15 protein-coding genes and 1 riboswitch are annotated in these 14,906 nt (G+C 74.3%); of the genes, 9 read left to right on the top strand and 6 right to left on the bottom strand.

Annotated elements, in window-relative coordinates:
• Together thiS and thiO are read right to left on the bottom strand one after the other, a co-directional pair.
• Entirely contained in the window at positions 1-234 is a 234-nt protein-coding gene (gene thiS / locus ACFV88_RS03790) for a sulfur carrier protein ThiS (RefSeq protein ID WP_385485625.1), read from the bottom strand.
• Positions 231-1,388: a glycine oxidase ThiO gene (thiO, locus tag ACFV88_RS03785; RefSeq protein ID WP_385485623.1), complete on the bottom strand. Its 1,158-nt coding sequence runs from the start codon at positions 1,386-1,388 to the stop codon at positions 231-233. The genes thiS and thiO overlap by 4 nt, the downstream gene beginning before the upstream one ends.
• Positions 1,385-1,498: riboswitch (TPP riboswitch) on the bottom strand. It overlaps the preceding gene by 4 nt.
• A 48-nt stretch (positions 1,499-1,546) precedes the next feature.
• Between thiO and ACFV88_RS03780 the strand changes: the two genes are divergently transcribed.
• The 6 genes from ACFV88_RS03780 to ACFV88_RS03755 all read left to right on the top strand — a co-directional run bounded on the left by ACFV88_RS03780 (position 1,547) and on the right by ACFV88_RS03755 (position 6,747).
• Positions 1,547-1,963, top strand: coding sequence for a hypothetical protein (locus tag ACFV88_RS03780; protein WP_385485621.1), 417 nt, complete (start codon positions 1,547-1,549; stop codon positions 1,961-1,963).
• 259 nt (positions 1,964-2,222) lie between these two features.
• Positions 2,223-3,386 (top strand): NAD(P)/FAD-dependent oxidoreductase, encoded by a 1,164-nt coding sequence (locus ACFV88_RS03775; protein ID WP_385486032.1) that lies wholly within the window; start codon positions 2,223-2,225, stop codon positions 3,384-3,386.
• Between the two features lie 91 nt (positions 3,387-3,477).
• Positions 3,478-3,843, top strand: a complete 366-nt coding sequence (locus ACFV88_RS03770; RefSeq protein WP_385485619.1) for an Rv2175c family DNA-binding protein — start codon at positions 3,478-3,480, stop codon at positions 3,841-3,843.
• Between the two features lie 255 nt (positions 3,844-4,098).
• Positions 4,099-4,755 carry a thiamine phosphate synthase gene (thiE, locus tag ACFV88_RS03765; protein WP_385485617.1) on the top strand — a complete coding sequence of 219 codons (657 nt, stop codon included), beginning with the start codon at positions 4,099-4,101 and terminating at the stop codon, positions 4,753-4,755.
• A gap of 129 nt (positions 4,756-4,884) precedes the next feature.
• On the top strand, positions 4,885-5,805 hold the full coding sequence (metF, locus tag ACFV88_RS03760; RefSeq protein ID WP_385485615.1) for a methylenetetrahydrofolate reductase [NAD(P)H]: 921 nt from the start codon (positions 4,885-4,887) through the stop codon (positions 5,803-5,805).
• Positions 5,806-5,850: 45 nt separating this feature from the next.
• Positions 5,851-6,747 (top strand): hypothetical protein, encoded by an 897-nt coding sequence (locus ACFV88_RS03755; protein WP_385485613.1) that lies wholly within the window; start codon positions 5,851-5,853, stop codon positions 6,745-6,747.
• A 33-nt stretch (positions 6,748-6,780) separates the two neighbouring features.
• On the opposite strand, the gene ACFV88_RS03750 is transcribed toward ACFV88_RS03755, so the two are convergent.
• The 4 genes from ACFV88_RS03750 to ACFV88_RS03735 all read right to left on the bottom strand — a co-directional run bounded on the left by ACFV88_RS03750 (position 6,781) and on the right by ACFV88_RS03735 (position 12,277).
• Entirely contained in the window at positions 6,781-8,301 is a 1,521-nt protein-coding gene (locus tag ACFV88_RS03750; RefSeq protein ID WP_385485611.1) for a phytoene desaturase family protein, read from the bottom strand.
• A gap of 418 nt (positions 8,302-8,719) precedes the next feature.
• Positions 8,720-9,325, bottom strand: coding sequence for a TetR/AcrR family transcriptional regulator (locus ACFV88_RS03745; protein WP_385485609.1), 606 nt, complete (start codon positions 9,323-9,325; stop codon positions 8,720-8,722).
• Between the two features lie 32 nt (positions 9,326-9,357).
• Positions 9,358-11,550 carry a YhgE/Pip family protein gene (locus ACFV88_RS03740; RefSeq protein ID WP_385485607.1) on the bottom strand — a complete coding sequence of 731 codons (2,193 nt, stop codon included), beginning with the start codon at positions 11,548-11,550 and terminating at the stop codon, positions 9,358-9,360.
• Complete coding sequence (locus ACFV88_RS03735; RefSeq protein WP_385485605.1) at positions 11,537-12,277, bottom strand: ATP-binding cassette domain-containing protein; 741 nt, start codon at positions 12,275-12,277, stop codon at positions 11,537-11,539. Before ACFV88_RS03735 ends, ACFV88_RS03740 begins: the two co-directional genes overlap by 14 nt.
• 173 nt (positions 12,278-12,450) lie before the next feature.
• Between ACFV88_RS03735 and ACFV88_RS03730 the strand changes: the two genes are divergently transcribed.
• The 3 genes from ACFV88_RS03730 to ACFV88_RS03720 all read left to right on the top strand — a co-directional run bounded on the left by ACFV88_RS03730 (position 12,451) and on the right by ACFV88_RS03720 (position 14,653).
• Positions 12,451-13,011 (top strand): SAV_6107 family HEPN domain-containing protein, encoded by a 561-nt coding sequence (locus tag ACFV88_RS03730; RefSeq protein ID WP_385485603.1) that lies wholly within the window; start codon positions 12,451-12,453, stop codon positions 13,009-13,011.
• A gap of 192 nt (positions 13,012-13,203) precedes the next feature.
• Positions 13,204-13,974, top strand: coding sequence for a class I SAM-dependent methyltransferase (locus ACFV88_RS03725; protein WP_385485601.1), 771 nt, complete (start codon positions 13,204-13,206; stop codon positions 13,972-13,974).
• 274 nt (positions 13,975-14,248) lie between these two features.
• Complete coding sequence (locus tag ACFV88_RS03720) at positions 14,249-14,653, top strand: DUF3040 domain-containing protein (protein ID WP_385485600.1); 405 nt, start codon at positions 14,249-14,251, stop codon at positions 14,651-14,653.
• Positions 14,654-14,906: the final 253 nt, after the last annotated feature.

The raw sequence follows: 14,906 nt of genomic DNA, 5'->3' as shown, positions 1-14,906 counted from the left end.
TCAGCCTCCCTGGACCGCGGTGAGGACCTCGACGCGGTCGCCGTCCGCGAGCACGATCCGCGGCCAGCCCGTGCGCGGGACGACGGTCTCGTTGAGGGCGGCGGCCACTCCGCCGGGCGCGGTGGTGAGCACGGCGACGAGGTCGTCGAGGGTCGTCCCGGGGCTGACGTCCCGGTGCTCGCCGTTGAGGGTGACGCTCAGGGTCGTGGACCCGGGGGCGGGTGACGCGCTCATACGGGCTGCTCCTGGGGGAGGCGGGTGAACCGGAGGGGGGTGAAGGGGCGTGCGTCGTCCGGCAGTTCACCGTGCACCAGGGCGTGGGCCAGGACGTCCCCGGTGACGGGGGTGAGCAGCACGCCGTTGCGGTGGTGGCCGGTGGCCAGCAGCAGCCCGTCCAGTGCGGTGGGGCCGAGCAGGGGGGCGTTGTCGGGCGAGCCGGGCCGCAGCCCCGCACGGGTCTCGACGAGCGGTAGCTCGGTGATGCCGGGGACCAGTTCGTGGGCGTCCCGCAGCAGTTCGTACACGCCGCCCGCGGTGACGGTGGTGTCCCAGCCGAGTTCCTCGCTGGTGGCCCCGAGGACCAGCTCACCGTCCTCGCGCGGCACCAGGTACACCTGTCCGCCGCGCACCACCGCCCGCACGGTCCGACTCAGGAACGGGCCGAAGCCGGGCGGCACCCTCAGCCGCAGGATCTGCCCCTTGACGGGCCGTACCGGTGGCACGACCTCGTCGGGGACCCCCGCGAGCCGTCCGCTGAGGCTGCCCGCGGCGAGGACGACCTGCCCGGCCGCCAGCTCGGTGCCGTCGGCGAGCAGGACGCCCGAGGCCCGTTCCCTGCGGATGACCAGGCGTTCGACCCGCTGCCGGTGGAAGACCACGCCGGCCGACGCACAGGCGGTGACCAGGGCCGCGGCCAGTCGCCGCGGGTCGATCTGGTGGTCGTCGTCCACCCGCAGCCCGCCGCGCACGCCCGGGGCCAGCATCGGTTCGAGCCGCCGGCACTCCCGACCGTTGAGCCACTGGGGCGTCAGCCCCGCCGCGGTCTGCACGGCGTGCAACTCCCGTAGCTGGGACCGGTCGTCGGCGTCGAGGGCGACGGCGAGGGTGCCGCAGCGCCGGTAGCCGAGGTCCGCCCCGGTGACCCCGGACAGTTCGGCGGCGAACGCCGGATAGGCACGGGCCGAGGCGGTGTTGAGGGCGAGGAGCTGCTCCTCGCCGGGGTGCAGTTCGGTGACCGCGGCGAGCATCCCGGCCGCCACCTGTGCGGCGCCGCCGCCCGGCGCGGGGTCCACCAGCGCGGTGCTCAGACCGCGCCCGGCGGCCCGCCAGGCCGTCACCAGACCGATGATCCCGCCGCCCACCACCAGGACGTCCGCTGAACGAGACATGGGTGCTCCGCTCCTCCCTTCGCCGGCATGACCCGGATCAGGTTCGTACGGTCGGAGGCCGGTCAGCCTCCCTCTCAGCCCGGTGCGTCCGGGCTCCCGCGAGTTACGTTGGCCACCCTAACCCGATGCCCCGCACCCCAGTAAGGGAGTCGTGTCCCGTGCCCGACCAGCCGCACCAGCCCGATCGACCGGCCGCACCGGCCGCGCCCTCGCTCGACGGACGGGTCCTGGTACCCGTGGCCGACCAGGCGCCCGGCCAGGTCGGCACCCGCACCCGCTTCGCCTACCACGAGCGCGGCGGCGTGGTCTGGGCCGACTACGCGGGCGGCGAGGTGGTCCGCGGCCACCTCGTCGGCACCCGCACCGGGGACCGGCTGGACTTCCGGTACGTCCAACTGCGCATCGACGGAACGACCGCATCCGGACATTGCGCGTCCCGGGTGGTCGCCCTGCCGGACGGGCGGGTGCGGCTGCTGGAGACCTGGGAGTGGGAGTCCCGCGAGGGGCGGGGAACGAGCGTGGTGGAGGAGGCACCGCAAGAGACACCGCCCGAGCCGGGACCGACCGCCGACTGAGCCGGCGTCCGGGTGTCTAGGGTGACGACCGGGGACAGCCGGATGCCGGCCGACGGCCCCACCACCCGACGAGGCGGACGAGGCGGACGAGGGCGACATGCCAGAAGAGACAACCGAGACAGCCGAGACAGCCAAGGCACCCGAAACGACCGAGGCGACCGAGGCGACGGAGACGGGCGCGGCGGGCCGGACGGCCGCGACGGCCGAAGCGGGCAGCGCGGCCGACCGGCCACCGGGCGTCGTCATCGCGGGCGCGGGCATGGCCGGGGTGCAGACCGCGGTGGCCCTGCGCGAACAGGGCTTCGCCGGACCGGTCGTCCTGATCGGAGCCGAACCCCACCAGCCCTACGACCGGCCGCCGTTGTCCAAGGCCGTGCTCCTGGGCAAGGCCGAGGACTCCGCTTTCGACGTGGACTTCGGGGCGCTCGGCATCGACCTGCGGCTCGGCTTGGAGGTCACCGGCGTCCGCCCCGACGACCACGAACTGGACACCGAGGCCGGGCCCGTCCCGTACGACACGCTGGTCATCGCGACCGGCGCCGAACCGATCCGGTTGCCGGGCGCGGACGGCGTTCCCGGCGTGCACCTGCTGCGCACCCTGGACGACGCCGAGCGGTTGCGTCCGGTGCTCGCCGACCAACACGACGTCGTGGTGGTGGGCGCCGGCTGGATCGGCGCCGAGTTCGCGACGGCCGCTCGTGAGGCGGGCTGCGCGGTGACCGTGGTGGAGGCCGCCGACCGGCCGCTCGCGGGCGCCCTGCCCGCCGAGGTCGCCGCCCCCATGACCGACTGGTACGCGGAGGCCGGGGCCACCCTGCGCACCCGGGCGCGCGTGGTCCGCGTGCAGCCGGGCGAAGTGGTCCTGGACGACGGCAACGTGCTGCCCGCCGGCGCGGTGGTGGTGGGCATCGGCGCCCGCCCCGCCACCGACTGGCTCGCCGGCTCCGGGATCGCACTCGGCGCGCACCGGGAAGTGCTCGCCGACGACCACCTGCGGACCTCGGTGCCCGACGTCTACGCGGTCGGCGACTGCGCCTCCTTCCCCTCCGCCCGGTACGGCGAACGCCTGCTGGTGCACCACTGGGACAACGCGCTCCAGGGCCCGCGCACGGTCGCCGCCGGCATCGTCGGCGAGGTGCCCGCCGTGTACGACCCGGTGCCGTACTTCTGGTCCGAGCAGTTCGGGCGCTTCGTGCAGTACGCGGGCCACCACGAAGGCGCCGACGCGGTGGTGTGGCGCGGGGAGCCCTCCGGTGCCGCCTGGTCGGTGTGCTGGCTGCGCGGCGGGCGGCTGGTGGCGCTGCTGGCCGTGGGCCGCCCCCGTGACCTCGCCCAGGGCCGCAAGCTGATCGAGTCCGGCGCGGTGCTCGACACCGGGCTGCTGGTGGACCCCGCGCGCCCCCTGAAGTCGGCCGTCCGCTGACCCGTCGGGGCGGGCCGCCGGTGGGGCCGACCGGCCCCACCGGCAGCGGGCCGCTTTTCCGATGTCAGAAGGAAGTGGCAGGCTGGGGTACGTGACCGAGATTGACGCAAAGATTGATGCTCTCGTCCCCGCCTGGCTGACCCTCCCGGACATCGCCGAGCGGTTCGGCGTGGAGGTGACCCGTGTTCGGCAGCTCGTCAAGGAGGGCCAGCTGATCGCGGTGCGCCGCGGCGAGAACAGGGCCCTGCACGTACCCGCGGCCTTCATCGACGACGACAAGGTCGTCAAGGGCCTGAGCGGCACCTTGACGCTCCTGCGGGACGACGGCTTCACGGACGAAGAGACGCTCGAATGGCTCTTCACCCCCGACCCCAGCCTGCCGGGCACGCCCGCCCAGGCCCTGAGTGAGAACCGCGGTACGGAGGTGAAGCGCCGCGCGCAGGCGCTCGCCGTCTGAGCCGCGCACCCGCCGCCGACTGAGCGGCCGACGCCGCCGGTGCGCGGACCCGAGGTGGTCCGCGCACCGCACTCACCTGCGCGGTACACCGTGCTCCCTCCGTACGCCCACCTGCGGTGCGCTGTTCGGTGGGGGTGCGCGGTGGCTTCGCGCAGTTCCCCGCGCCCCTGATCGGGCGCGTCTCGCTCGGCGTGCGCTGTCCTGCGCGGACCGCCCACGCACCACCGCACCGTCCACGGGGGGACCAGTACCGCCATGGCAGATTCCATTCCCACGCGCCGCGCCCGGCTCGCCGACGCGCGCCTCTACCTCTGCACGGACGCCCGCACGCGCCAGGGCGACCTCCCGGAGTTCCTCGACCGCGTCCTCGCGTCCGGCGTGGACATCGTGCAACTGCGCGACAAGGGCATGGAAGCCGCCGAGGAACTGGACCACCTGCGAGTGTTCGCCGACGCCTGCCGGCGGCACGGCAAGCTGCTCGCGGTGAACGACCGGGCGGACGTCGCCCACGCCATCGGCGCCGACGTGCTCCACCTGGGCCAGGGCGACCTCCCGGTCCCCGCAGCCCGGGCGATCCTCGGCCCGGACGTCCTGATCGGCCGCTCCACCCACGCCGACGAGGAGGCGCAGGCGGCGGCCCGGCAGCCGGGCGCCGACTACTTCTGCACGGGCCCGGTGTGGCCCACCCCCACCAAGCCGGGACGGCACGCCCCGGGCCTGGCCCTGGTCCGTCACACCGCCGGGCTGCGCCCCGAGCGGCCCTGGTTCGCCATCGGCGGCATCGACCTGGGCAACCTCGATCAGGTCATCGAGGCCGGGGCCCGCCGGGTGGTCGTCGTCCGGGCCCTCACCGAGGCGACCGACCCGGGTGCGGCAGCCGCCGAGTTCGCCCGCCGACTGCGGAACCCGTAGGCCCCCATCTCCCCGCTCCGCTCACTCTGAGGACGGACGGTGTCCGAGGGGTGGACATCGCGGGGGTCTTTCGTCTGATTTATCCCTCGCCCGGTTGGGGGACGGCCCCGGCGTGGCTAACCTGCCCGTATGGCCCTTGGGACAGCTTCCACCAGGACGGATCGCGCGCGTACGGTCCGTGACATGCTCGCATCGGGTAAAACGACGTACTCGTTCGAGTTCTGGGCACCGAAAACCCCGAAGGGCGAGCGGAACCTCTGGAACGCGCTACGGCGCATCGAGGCCGTCGCACCCAGCTTCGTTTCGGTGACCTACGGTGCCGGCGGCTCCACCCGCGCGGGCACGGTCCGGGCCACCGAGCAGATCGCCTCCGACTCCACCCTGACCCCCGTCGCCCACCTCACGGCGGTGGACCACTCCATCGCGGAGTTGCGCAACATCATCGGTCAGTACGCCGACGCCGGCATCCGCAACATGCTCGCCGTCCGCGGCGACCCGCCCGGCGACCCCATGGGCGCCTGGGTGCCGCATCCCCAGGGCCTCACCTACGCGGCCGAACTCGTGCGGCTCATCAAGGAGTCGGGCGACTTCTGCGTCGGCGTCGCCGCCTTCCCGGAGATGCACCCGCGCTCCCCCGACTGGGACGAGGACATCCGGCACTTCGTCGACAAGTGCCGGGCGGGCGCCGACTACGCCATCACCCAGATGTTCTTCGACCCCGAGTCCTACCTGCGGTTGCGCGACCGGGTGGTCGCCGCCGGGTGCAGCACGCCCGTCATTCCCGAGGTCATGCCGGTCACGAACGTCAAACAGCTCGAACGGCTGTCCCAGCTCAGCAACGCCGCCTTCCCGGCCGAGCTGAAAGACCGCATCCTCGCGGCGCGGGACGATCCCGCCGCTGTACGCTCCATGGGAATCGCGTTCGCGACCGAGTTCTGTGCGCGGCTGCTGGACGAGGGCGTTCCCGGGCTGCACTTCATCACCCTCAACAACTCGACCGCGACGCTGGAAATCTACGAGAATCTGGGGCTGCACCACACGCAGGTCTAGATCGGTCGTGCGCGGTGGGGCGCCGACCGCACGAGAGGGGCGTACATGGGCTGGGCGGTCCTCTACATCGCGTTCGGCGTCGTCGCGCTGTGGCTGCTGGGCGAGGTGCTGTTGCAGTACAAGGCCAGGCTCCGCTGGCGGTTGCTGGCCTTCTGCGGCTTCCTGGGCGTGGTCATCGGCGTGGTCGTCTCGTCGGTCGTGGTGATCGGGATCGGCGCGATCGCGTTCGCCATCGGGCAGACGTACGTGACCATGTCCTTCCGCAAGGGCTTCTCCACGGGCTGGGCGATCGGCGGTCGGCCGGGCGCCAGTAAACGCCGCAAGACGGAGACCGAGGGACGACCGGAGCCCACGCTCCAGGTGTCCGGCATGGAGGAGACGGGCGGGTACCCCTCCGACGCCGCCTTCGCGAACGCCGCCACCACCATCGGGCCGGTCTTCGACGCGGACGCCTTCGGCCCCGCGGCGATGGGCCCCGACCACCCCACCGAGGTCTACGCGCCCGAGCCGATGCCGGACGACACCGGCCAGTACGGCGTGTACGGCGATCCCGTGCCCACCCCGCACGGTCAGGGCGTCCCGGATCACGGGTTCGGCCATGACGCCCACCCCGGCCCCGCGCAGGACTACGGCTACGACCAGGGGCAACAGCAGTACGCCGCCTACGCGGACCCCTACCCGACCGCCGCCCCGACCTACGACGGCGCCCCGCACGACCCCTACGCCCAGCCCGCACCCGGTCAGGACCCGTACGGCGCGGGCTACCAGGAGACGCCGCCCGGCGGGGTCTGGGTCCCCCAGCAGCGCACCACGGCCGCCGACGGCAGCTACGGCGACGACTTCCCGGACGCCCAGCCCTACCCGTACCCGTATCCGCAGTCGGACGACGGCCGGGGTGCCTACGACCCCGGTCACGACGAGCGTCAGCCGTACCGCTACTGACCGCCCGGCGCGCCGGGCGCCGGTGACCGCCGGTCACTGGGAGCCGCGGAACTCCGGCCCCTCGACGACGAGTCCGGCGACCAGCGCGCCCGACATGCCCGCGTGCGGCAGTCCGCCGCCCGGGTGCGACCACCCGCCGACCAGGAACAGCCCCGGCAACCGGGTGCTGTTCGCCTGGTGCAGCAGCCGCCCCCCGGCCGCCGCGAGCGCCGGGCCGGGCACCGCCCCGTCCGGCACCCCGGTCGCCACCGCCACGTCCGCCGGGGTGCGCACCTCGTGCCACAGCAGCCGCTCCCGCAGGTCCGGCACGGCCCGACCGGACGACTCGACCATCCGCTGCGCCGCCCGACGGTGCTCGACGAGCGCGCTGTCGCCCCCGCTGCCCAGCGCCGGGACGGTCGCCGTCAACGTCACCGCCTCGTGCTCCGGGTCCGGTGCGCCCGCCGGGTCGCCCGTGCGCAGCACCTCCACCGTCGGGTGCGCGGGCAAGCCGGGCACGGCGCCGAACAGGGCGTCCAACTCGCCCTCCGGATCCGTCGAGTGGACCACCGTGCGGTGCGCGGTGCCCTCGGGGCGTCCCCCGCGCAGCGCCAGGAAGACCGTGAGCCGGCTCGCACCGCCCGGTCGGGGCGGCACGTCACCCGGCGCGCGCAGCTCGGTGTCCGGCAACAGCGAGGCCAGTACGGGCGGCGCCACCCCGGCGATCACGTGGTCCGCCTCGACCACCGTGCCGTCGGCCAACTCGACGCCCGCCGCGCGGCCGTCCGCCTCCACGATCCGGGTCACCGCCGTGTCGAACCGGAACTCCACCCGGCGGGCCGTGCAGCGCTCGTACACGGCACGGGCCAGTGCGCGCATCCCGCCGCCCACCGACCACACGCCGAACGTCTGCTCCAGGTAGGGCAGGACCGCGGCGCTCGCCGGGGCCGTCCGTGGATCGAGTCCCCAGGCGAGGGGGTGGCACTCCAGCAGTGCCCGCAGTCGCGGCTCGCCCGCCAACTCCAGCTCCGCGATCTCCCGGACCGTCGTCGCCGTCCGGCCTGGGCGCAGCAGCCGCTTGACGGGGCGCGCCGGATACGGCTCCCGCTCCGCCAGCACCTGCCAGTTGGGCCACAGGGGCTCCTCCAGCAGCGGACGGCGGGACCGGTCCCAGGCGTCCCGGGCACGGTTGACGAAGGCGGCCCACCGGTCACCCGCGCCCCCGCCGAGGGCCGCGTCCAGGGCCTCGGCGACGCCCGCGCGGGACGCGTTCGGCAGGGACACCACCGTGCCGTCCGCGAAGACGTGCCGCACCGCGGGCTCCACCTGGCACAGCTCGACGCGACTCTCCAGCGGCTCCTTGCCCGTCTTGACGAACAGGTCGCGCTGTACGGCGGGCAACAGCAGCAGTCCGGGCCCGGTGTCGAACGAGAAGCCGTCCCGCTCGAAGCGGCCCAGCGCCCCGCCGTACGTCTCCCCGCGCTCGTAGACCACCACGCGGTGGCCCGCCACGGCCAGCCGCGCGGCGGCAGCCATGGCGCCCATGCCCGCGCCGATCACCGCAATCCGTCCCATGCCGCGACCCTATCCGCCGCCACCGACGGCCCCGCCACGCGCCCGGGGCCCGCCGGTCGTGGCCGCCCGGGGTCCGTACGGGTACTCAGGCGGCCGCCTGAGTACCCGTACGGATGGAAACGGCCCCCGGACGCGCAAGAGTGAGGGCACGGGAGAGGGACCCCGCGGACCGCACCGCCGACACGGGGCGGCGGAACGGCCGCGGCCCTCGACCGCGGCTTCGGCCGGGAACCCGTCCGCTCGGTCACGGGACTGATCGGGCGACGGGAGCAACGGGGAACGCGCCGCTGCGGCGAGGGCTCAGGGGGATGAGCCCCGCTGGAGCGGCGCGCTCCCCGTCGGCCGCTGTTCGGGCCGGGTTCGGGGTACGGGGCGCCGCGCCGTGGGTACGGGGCGTACCGTGGGTACGGGGATGTCGTCAGCCGCCGCCGACCCGCCCTTGGAGCAGCCGGGACAACGCCGCGTGGACGTCGTCCAAGGACCGCTGGGGCTGGAACGACTGCCAGTCCAGCGCAGCCACCAGCACCATCCCGACCAGCGCGGAAGCCGTCAGCGGGACATCGATCTCGCCGCTCAGCTCACCCGCCTCGACGCCGGCCCGCAGGACGTCCTCGACCACCGTGACCGCCTCCTGGCGCACCACCATCAGCGTGGACTGCCAGGCCCGGTTGGTGCGCCACAGCTCCGCGACGTACAGCTGGGTGAAGGCCGGGTAGCGCTCGATGAAGACGAGCCCCGCCCGGACCATCGCGTCCAACGCGTCGACGTTGCTGCCGCCCGCGCGTCTGGAGCCGTCGGCCGCGTCCCGCAGGGACGCGGCGAGCAGTCCCACGCCGTGCCGGAGCAGTTCCTCGAACAGGACCGACTTGCTGGCGAAGTTGTAGTACACCGTCCCCTTGGCCACTCCGGCCCGTTCGGCGATCTCGTCCACGGTCGTTGCCGAGAACCCCTGCTCGGCGATCAGGGTCACGGCGGCCTCGTACAGCTTCTGACGGGTCGCCTGACGTCGGGTGCTGCTCTGCATGGCGTCGATTCTCACAGGCTCGGCCCCGGGCCTCACAGGCTGAGCTCCGGGTGGAGCCGGTCCAGGGTCCACGACTGGCGGCGGCGGGCGGTCAGCGCGGTCAGTGCGAGCGCCCCCGCGGTGAAGGCGAGGAGCACCGCGCACGCCTGCCACACCGGGCCCAGGTCACCGCCGGTGATCAGCCGCCGCAGGGCCGCCACCACGTGGGTCATCGGGAGGAACGGGTGGATCGCGTTGAAGAATCCCGGACTGGTCTGCACCGGGTACGTGCCGCCCGCCGAGGTGAGCTGGAGCATCAGCATCGCCAGGACCAGGATGCGCCCGGCTGCGCCGAAGCGGGCGTTGAGCCACTGGACGACCGCCGCGAAGCACCCCGTGACCAGGAACAGGAAGGCGACCGTCCCCGCCGCACGGGCCAGCTGGAGTCCCAGCCCCCAGTGCAGCACCGACATCAGGGCGCCCGTCTGGAGCGCCCCCAGCGCGGCCACCGGCAGCCAGCCCGCGAGCGCGACGCGCCAGGCGGGTGCCCCGGCCGCCAGCGCCCGCCGGTTGAGCGGCGCGATCACCATGTACGCCACCATCGCGCCCACCCACAGGGAGAGCGGGATGAAGTAGGGCGCGAACCCGGTGCCGTAGTTGGCCGCCCGGTGGACCGACTCGGCGGCCAGCCGCACCGGATCGGCCATCACCTCGGTGCGCCGGTCGCGGTCGTCGGCGGAGTGGTCGGGGATCTTCCCCGCCCCGTCGTGCAGCCCGTTCGCCAGTGCGTGCACGCCGTCGACCAGGGGGAACAGACCTCCGTCCAGATCGCCCGCGCCGGTCTTCAGACGGTCCACGCCGGCGTCCAGGTCGGCGGAGCCGGTGGCCGCCGCGGTGAGCCCCAGCTGGAGGTCCGCAGCGCCGTCGGCGACCTTCTGGGCGCCCTCGTCGAGGGCGGTCACCCCGGTGACCGCGCCGTCCAGGTCCTTGCTCAGGGTCGGTGCCGCGTCCGCCAGGGCCTCGGCCTGGTTCTGGAGCGTGGTGAGGTCCTTCTCCAGGGCGGTGGTGTCGCCCCGGTGGTCGGTGACGACCGTGTCGACGTCCGCCACCAGCCGCGCGGCCCTGGCCGACTCGTCCCGCGCCTTCTTGAGGTCGGCGCACGAGGCGTCGGGTCCGGGTGTGCGCGCTGCCGCGTCCGGCAACGGGCCGGAGGACTCCTGCGGGCCTGGTGTCTCCTGCGGGGCGGCCGGGGCAGTGCCGGCGACCGTCGGCACTCCCGGTGCCGCGCACCGGCGTTCGTACACCGAGCTCAGGGCGTCGGCGGCCTCCCGGGTGCCGGCCCGGGCCGCGGGGGCCGTGGTCACGACGGCCTCCAGGTGCTCGTGCAGGGTGCCGGCCGCCCCGGCGACCGCCCGCGCGGTGTCCTCGACGCGGCGCCCGTCGTCCTTGAGGAACGGGCGCACCCGCTCCGCCGCCCCGCTGACCTCGTCCACGAGCGCTCGGGTCCCGTCCGCGATGTCCCGGGTCCCCGTCTCCAGGCTGCGGGCCCCGCCGGTGAGCTCGCCCAGACCGCCCGCCAGGTCGCTGCTGCCGTCCTTGGCGTCCCGAAGGCCGTCCGCGAGGTCCTCGGCGCCCTGCTTGGCCTTCCCGAGCCCGCCTTCGAGTGCGTCGGCGTTGCCGGCCGCCCGTTCGGCCTCCCCGTGGAGGTCCGAGAACGAGACGAACATGCGGTCCAGGTACTGGCGGGACGCGTCGGCGGAGGCCGCCCGGCGCACCTCTGCGAACACCGAGCGGGACAGCTGCCCGACCAGGTAGTTGTTGGCGTCGTTGGTGCGCACCTTGAGGGCGCTCGCCGCGGGGGAGTCCCCGGCGCCGCCGGCGATCCGTTCGCTGAGGCGGGCGGGGATCGTCAGGGAGAGGTAGTACCTGCCGTCCGCCACGCCCTCCCGCGCCTGCCGGGCGTCCACCTCGTGCCACTGGAACGCGCCGCCCTCCCGCAGTTTCCCGGCGATCTCGTCGCCCACCGCGATCCGTTCCCCGGCTGCGGTGGTGGCGGTGCTGCCTTCGTCTTCGTTCACCAGGGCGACCGGCACGCGGTCCATGCGGCTGTACGGGTCCCAGAACGACCACAGGTACAGCGCCCCGTACAGCAGGGGCAGCACCAGTACCGCGACGAGCGCCGCGCGCGGGAGCCGTCCCCGGCCGAACCGTCGCAGTTCCAGCACGGCGAGCCTAGGCGGACGCATCGCACTCCTCCTGCTCCTGCGGGGCGGGCGCCGTCGTCACGACGATCACGTCCCCGGCGTCCCCCCGGTCCCGGGGCGCCTCGCTGCACACCGCGAGGACGGTCAGTCCCTCGGCGGCGAGGTCCCGCAACAGCCGCCAGGCCGCCGCGCGCTCACGGTCCGACAACTTGAGGTCCAGGTCGTCGACGCCCAGCACCCGCGGCCGCCCGATCAGGGCCAGGGCCACCGACAGGCGCAACGCCGCCAGCCGTTCGAGGTCCCGCACCGCGGTCCGCGCCCCCTTGGGCAGTGCCTCGGGGTCGAGGCCCGCGGCGGTGAGCGCGTCGTCGATCCGGCGACGGGTCTCGGCCGCCCGGTCGGCGCGCGGACGCAGCAGCGACCGCAGGGAGCCGCCGAACCGCCGCTGGAGCAGCGCCCGTTCCCGCAGGTGTTCGTCGACGGTGAGCGCCGGGTCCAGGTCGGCGACCCCCGGGACGTGGGCGAGGGCGCTGATCCGACGGACCGCGGCCGACTGCTTCGGCAGCCGCAGACCGGCCACCTCGGCACGGCCCGCGGAGGTCCGCATCCGCCCGGTGAGCGCCAACAGCAGGCAGGTGCGGCCCGCCCCGGACGGGCCCTCGACCGCCACCAGCGAACCCGCCGGCGCATCGACCCCGACCCCTTCGAAGGCCCAGCCCCGGGGTCCCTTGACCCCCAGCCGGTCCGCCGTCACCGCGGCTCCGTCCACCGTTCCCCTCCGAGCATTCTTTGAACTGACTGGTCAGTGCAAAAAGTATCCCGGCGGTCCGCCCGCACCCAAACCGGCAAAGAACCGCAGGTCAGCCCGTGTTGTCAGTGGCGTACTCCACGATGGGGCACATAACGGCACCAGTGTTGTCAACTGACGACAGGAGGCTCGTCATGGCCAGTTCCCCAGCGGCAGCCGCCGCACTCCGCCACGTCGCCGCCGGCCCCGCCCCCTCGCTGACCGGTTCCGCCGGCGACGTGCACCCCGTGCCGCGCCGCACCGGAGCCCCGCCCGCCGCCCTCGACATGCTCGCCAAGGCCCGTGCCGGGCTGGCCGAGGCCGCCACCCTCACCACCCCCAACGAGCGCTACGCCACCGCGCACCTGGCCGCCCTGCGCACCGCGGCGGCCGTCCTCGCCGCCCGCGGCCGCCCCGAGCCGCCCGCCCGGCGCCGGGTCCGCATACGGAGCGCCTGGGAGGTCCTGCCGGAGATCGCCCCCGAGCTGACCGAGTGGAGTGCGCTGTTCGCCTCCGGCGCCGCCCGCCGGGCCCGTGCCGAGGCCGGGATCAAGGACGCGGCGGGCCCCCGGGACGCCGATGACCTGCTGCGGGACGCCGCGATGTTCCTCAGGCTCGTCGAACGGATGCTGGTGCTCCAGCCGGTGCCCCGTCCCCGTCACCGCCCCGGGGCCCTCGGGGACCGGGAGCCGCCCGCCGTGCCGGACGCCGTCTGACGCCCCCGTCGACGGTGGACGCGGGACGGACGCGGGGGAGGCGGCCCGGTGCCGCGGCGAGGCAATAGGGTGGGACGACCTGAAGCTTCGCCGGGCACACGCCCGGGCCCCGTGCCCGGCCGGGACAGAGCGAGGCACACCCGATCGCTACCGCCGCAGGACGGGCGGTGCCGTGCCGAGGAGTCAGTTGCAGTGTCGGACCCGATGCGCCCCCGCGCCTCTCTCCGTACCGCCGTGGTCTGGGACGTGCTGAAGGACGCCCTCGACCAGCGGGCCACGTCCACGGGACGCGAGGTGCTCGACGTCCTGGACACGGGCGGCGGCAGCGGCAACTTCGCCGTGCCCGTCGCCCGACTCGGCCATCGGGTGACCGTCGTCGACCCGAGCCCGAACGCCCTCTTCGCCCTGGAGCGCCGGGCCGCGGAAGCCGGTGTCGACGGCCTGGTCCAGGGCGTCCAGGGTGACGCCCACGGCCTCTTCGACGTCGTCGAGCGCGGGGGCTACGACGCGGTGCTGTGCCACGGAGTGCTGGAGTACGTGGACGATCCCGCCGAGGGGGTGCGCAACACGATCGGCGCCCTGCGCCCCGCCGGCGTGCTCAGCCTGCTCGCGGCGGGTGTCGGCGGCGCCGTCCTCGCCCGGGCCCTCGCCGGCCACTTCACCGAGGCCCGCCGGGCCCTGGGCGACCCCGACGGACGCTGGGGCGACAGCGATCCCGTGCCCCGTCGCTTCACCGCCGAACAGCTCACCGAACTGGTGACCGCCTCGGGCGTCAGGGTGGACGCCGTGCACGGTGTGCGGGTCTTCGCGGACCTGGTCCCCGGCGTCCTCGTGGACACCGAGCCGGGAGCCTTGGACGCCCTGCTGCGGCTGGAGGCGGCGGCGGCCGAGTTGCCCGCCTTCCACTCGGTAGCCACCCAGCTGCACCTGCTCGGAGCCCGTCAGGACCCCGCGGACGTCTGAGCTCCTGGCGGGGATGCCGCTGATCAGGAACGCAGCAGCACATGGAGTACGCCACCGGCCACCCGATCGGGCGCCACTCGCCGTATGATCGAGGGAGACGGTCCGGCATGACGGACTGCCCGTCGGGGAATGGACGCCTCAGCGGGCCGAACCGCCACGACGGGTTCTGACTGGCGAATTGGCGTAGAGGGGCGGGTTTCACGGGGGCGATTCCCTGCCTATCCTGAAGGGAACCCCCCGGTCGCCCCGGCGACTGCACGATGAGGAGGACTCCGTGCCGCTCTCGGAGCACGAGCAGCGAATGCTCGAGCAGATGGAGCGAGCGCTGTACGCCGAAGATCCTAAGTTCGCGACAGCGCTTGAGGGAAGCGGGCTGCGTACGTACACCCGGCGTCGGGTGTACCAGGCGGTCGCCGGCTTCCTGGTGGGTATTGCGCTCCTCATGGCCGGAATGGTCGCCCAGCAGATCTGGATCAGCGTGGTCGGCTTCCTCGTCATGCTGGGGTGCGCGGTGCTCGCCGTTACCGGATGGCGCAAGGCGCCCAAGCCGGGCGAACAGGCGGGTTCCCCACCCGGTGCCCCGTCTGCTCGGCAGCAGAACAGACAGCGCCGGTCCATGATGAACCGGATCGAGCAGCGGTGGCAGCGCCGCCGTGACGAGCAAGAAGGCGGTCGCTGAGGCGCCCGCCCGTCCCTCGGCTTCTCTCAGGGTGCCCCTCCCCGGAAGGGCACCCTTCGCCGTTTCCGGCGGCCCTTCGGTACGTCCACCTGGCGGTGCGCTGCTCCGTGCGGGTGCGTCGTCGTTTCGCGCCGTTCCCCGCGCCCCTTCCGGGGCTGCCTCCGCCGGTGCGTCGCCGGGTGCGGGCGCACGGTGCTTGCTCGCGCCGTTCCCCGCGCCCCTGACGGGGCCCGTATCGGCTGAGATGCGCCCC

Source organism: Streptomyces sp. NPDC059816 (assembly GCF_042732055.1).
Classification (GTDB): Bacteria; Actinomycetota; Actinomycetes; order Streptomycetales; family Streptomycetaceae; genus Streptomyces.
The sequence above is the reverse complement of the archived record's forward strand: the minus strand, read 5'-3'. Positions and strand labels throughout refer to the sequence as shown.

Bases quoted from the DNA above. Each gene is read 5' to 3' on its own strand.
- thiS (WP_385485625.1), bottom strand. From the start codon at position 234: ATGAGCGCGTCACCCGCCCCCGGGTCCACGACCCTGAGCGTCACCCTC.
- thiO (WP_385485623.1), bottom strand. From the start codon at position 1,388: ATGTCTCGTTCAGCGGACGTCCTGGTGGTGGGCGGCGGGATCATCGGT.
- ACFV88_RS03775 (WP_385486032.1), top strand. From the start codon at position 2,223: ATGGCCGGGGTGCAGACCGCGGTGGCCCTGCGCGAACAGGGCTTCGCC.
- thiE (WP_385485617.1), top strand. From the start codon at position 4,099: ATGGCAGATTCCATTCCCACGCGCCGCGCCCGGCTCGCCGACGCGCGC.
- metF (WP_385485615.1), top strand. From the start codon at position 4,885: ATGGCCCTTGGGACAGCTTCCACCAGGACGGATCGCGCGCGTACGGTC.
- ACFV88_RS03755 (WP_385485613.1), top strand. From the start codon at position 5,851: ATGGGCTGGGCGGTCCTCTACATCGCGTTCGGCGTCGTCGCGCTGTGG.
- ACFV88_RS03750 (WP_385485611.1), bottom strand. From the start codon at position 8,301: ATGGGACGGATTGCGGTGATCGGCGCGGGCATGGGCGCCATGGCTGCC.
- ACFV88_RS03745 (WP_385485609.1), bottom strand. From the start codon at position 9,325: ATGCAGAGCAGCACCCGACGTCAGGCGACCCGTCAGAAGCTGTACGAG.
- ACFV88_RS03740 (WP_385485607.1), bottom strand. From the start codon at position 11,550: ATGCGTCCGCCTAGGCTCGCCGTGCTGGAACTGCGACGGTTCGGCCGG.
- ACFV88_RS03730 (WP_385485603.1), top strand. From the start codon at position 12,451: ATGGCCAGTTCCCCAGCGGCAGCCGCCGCACTCCGCCACGTCGCCGCC.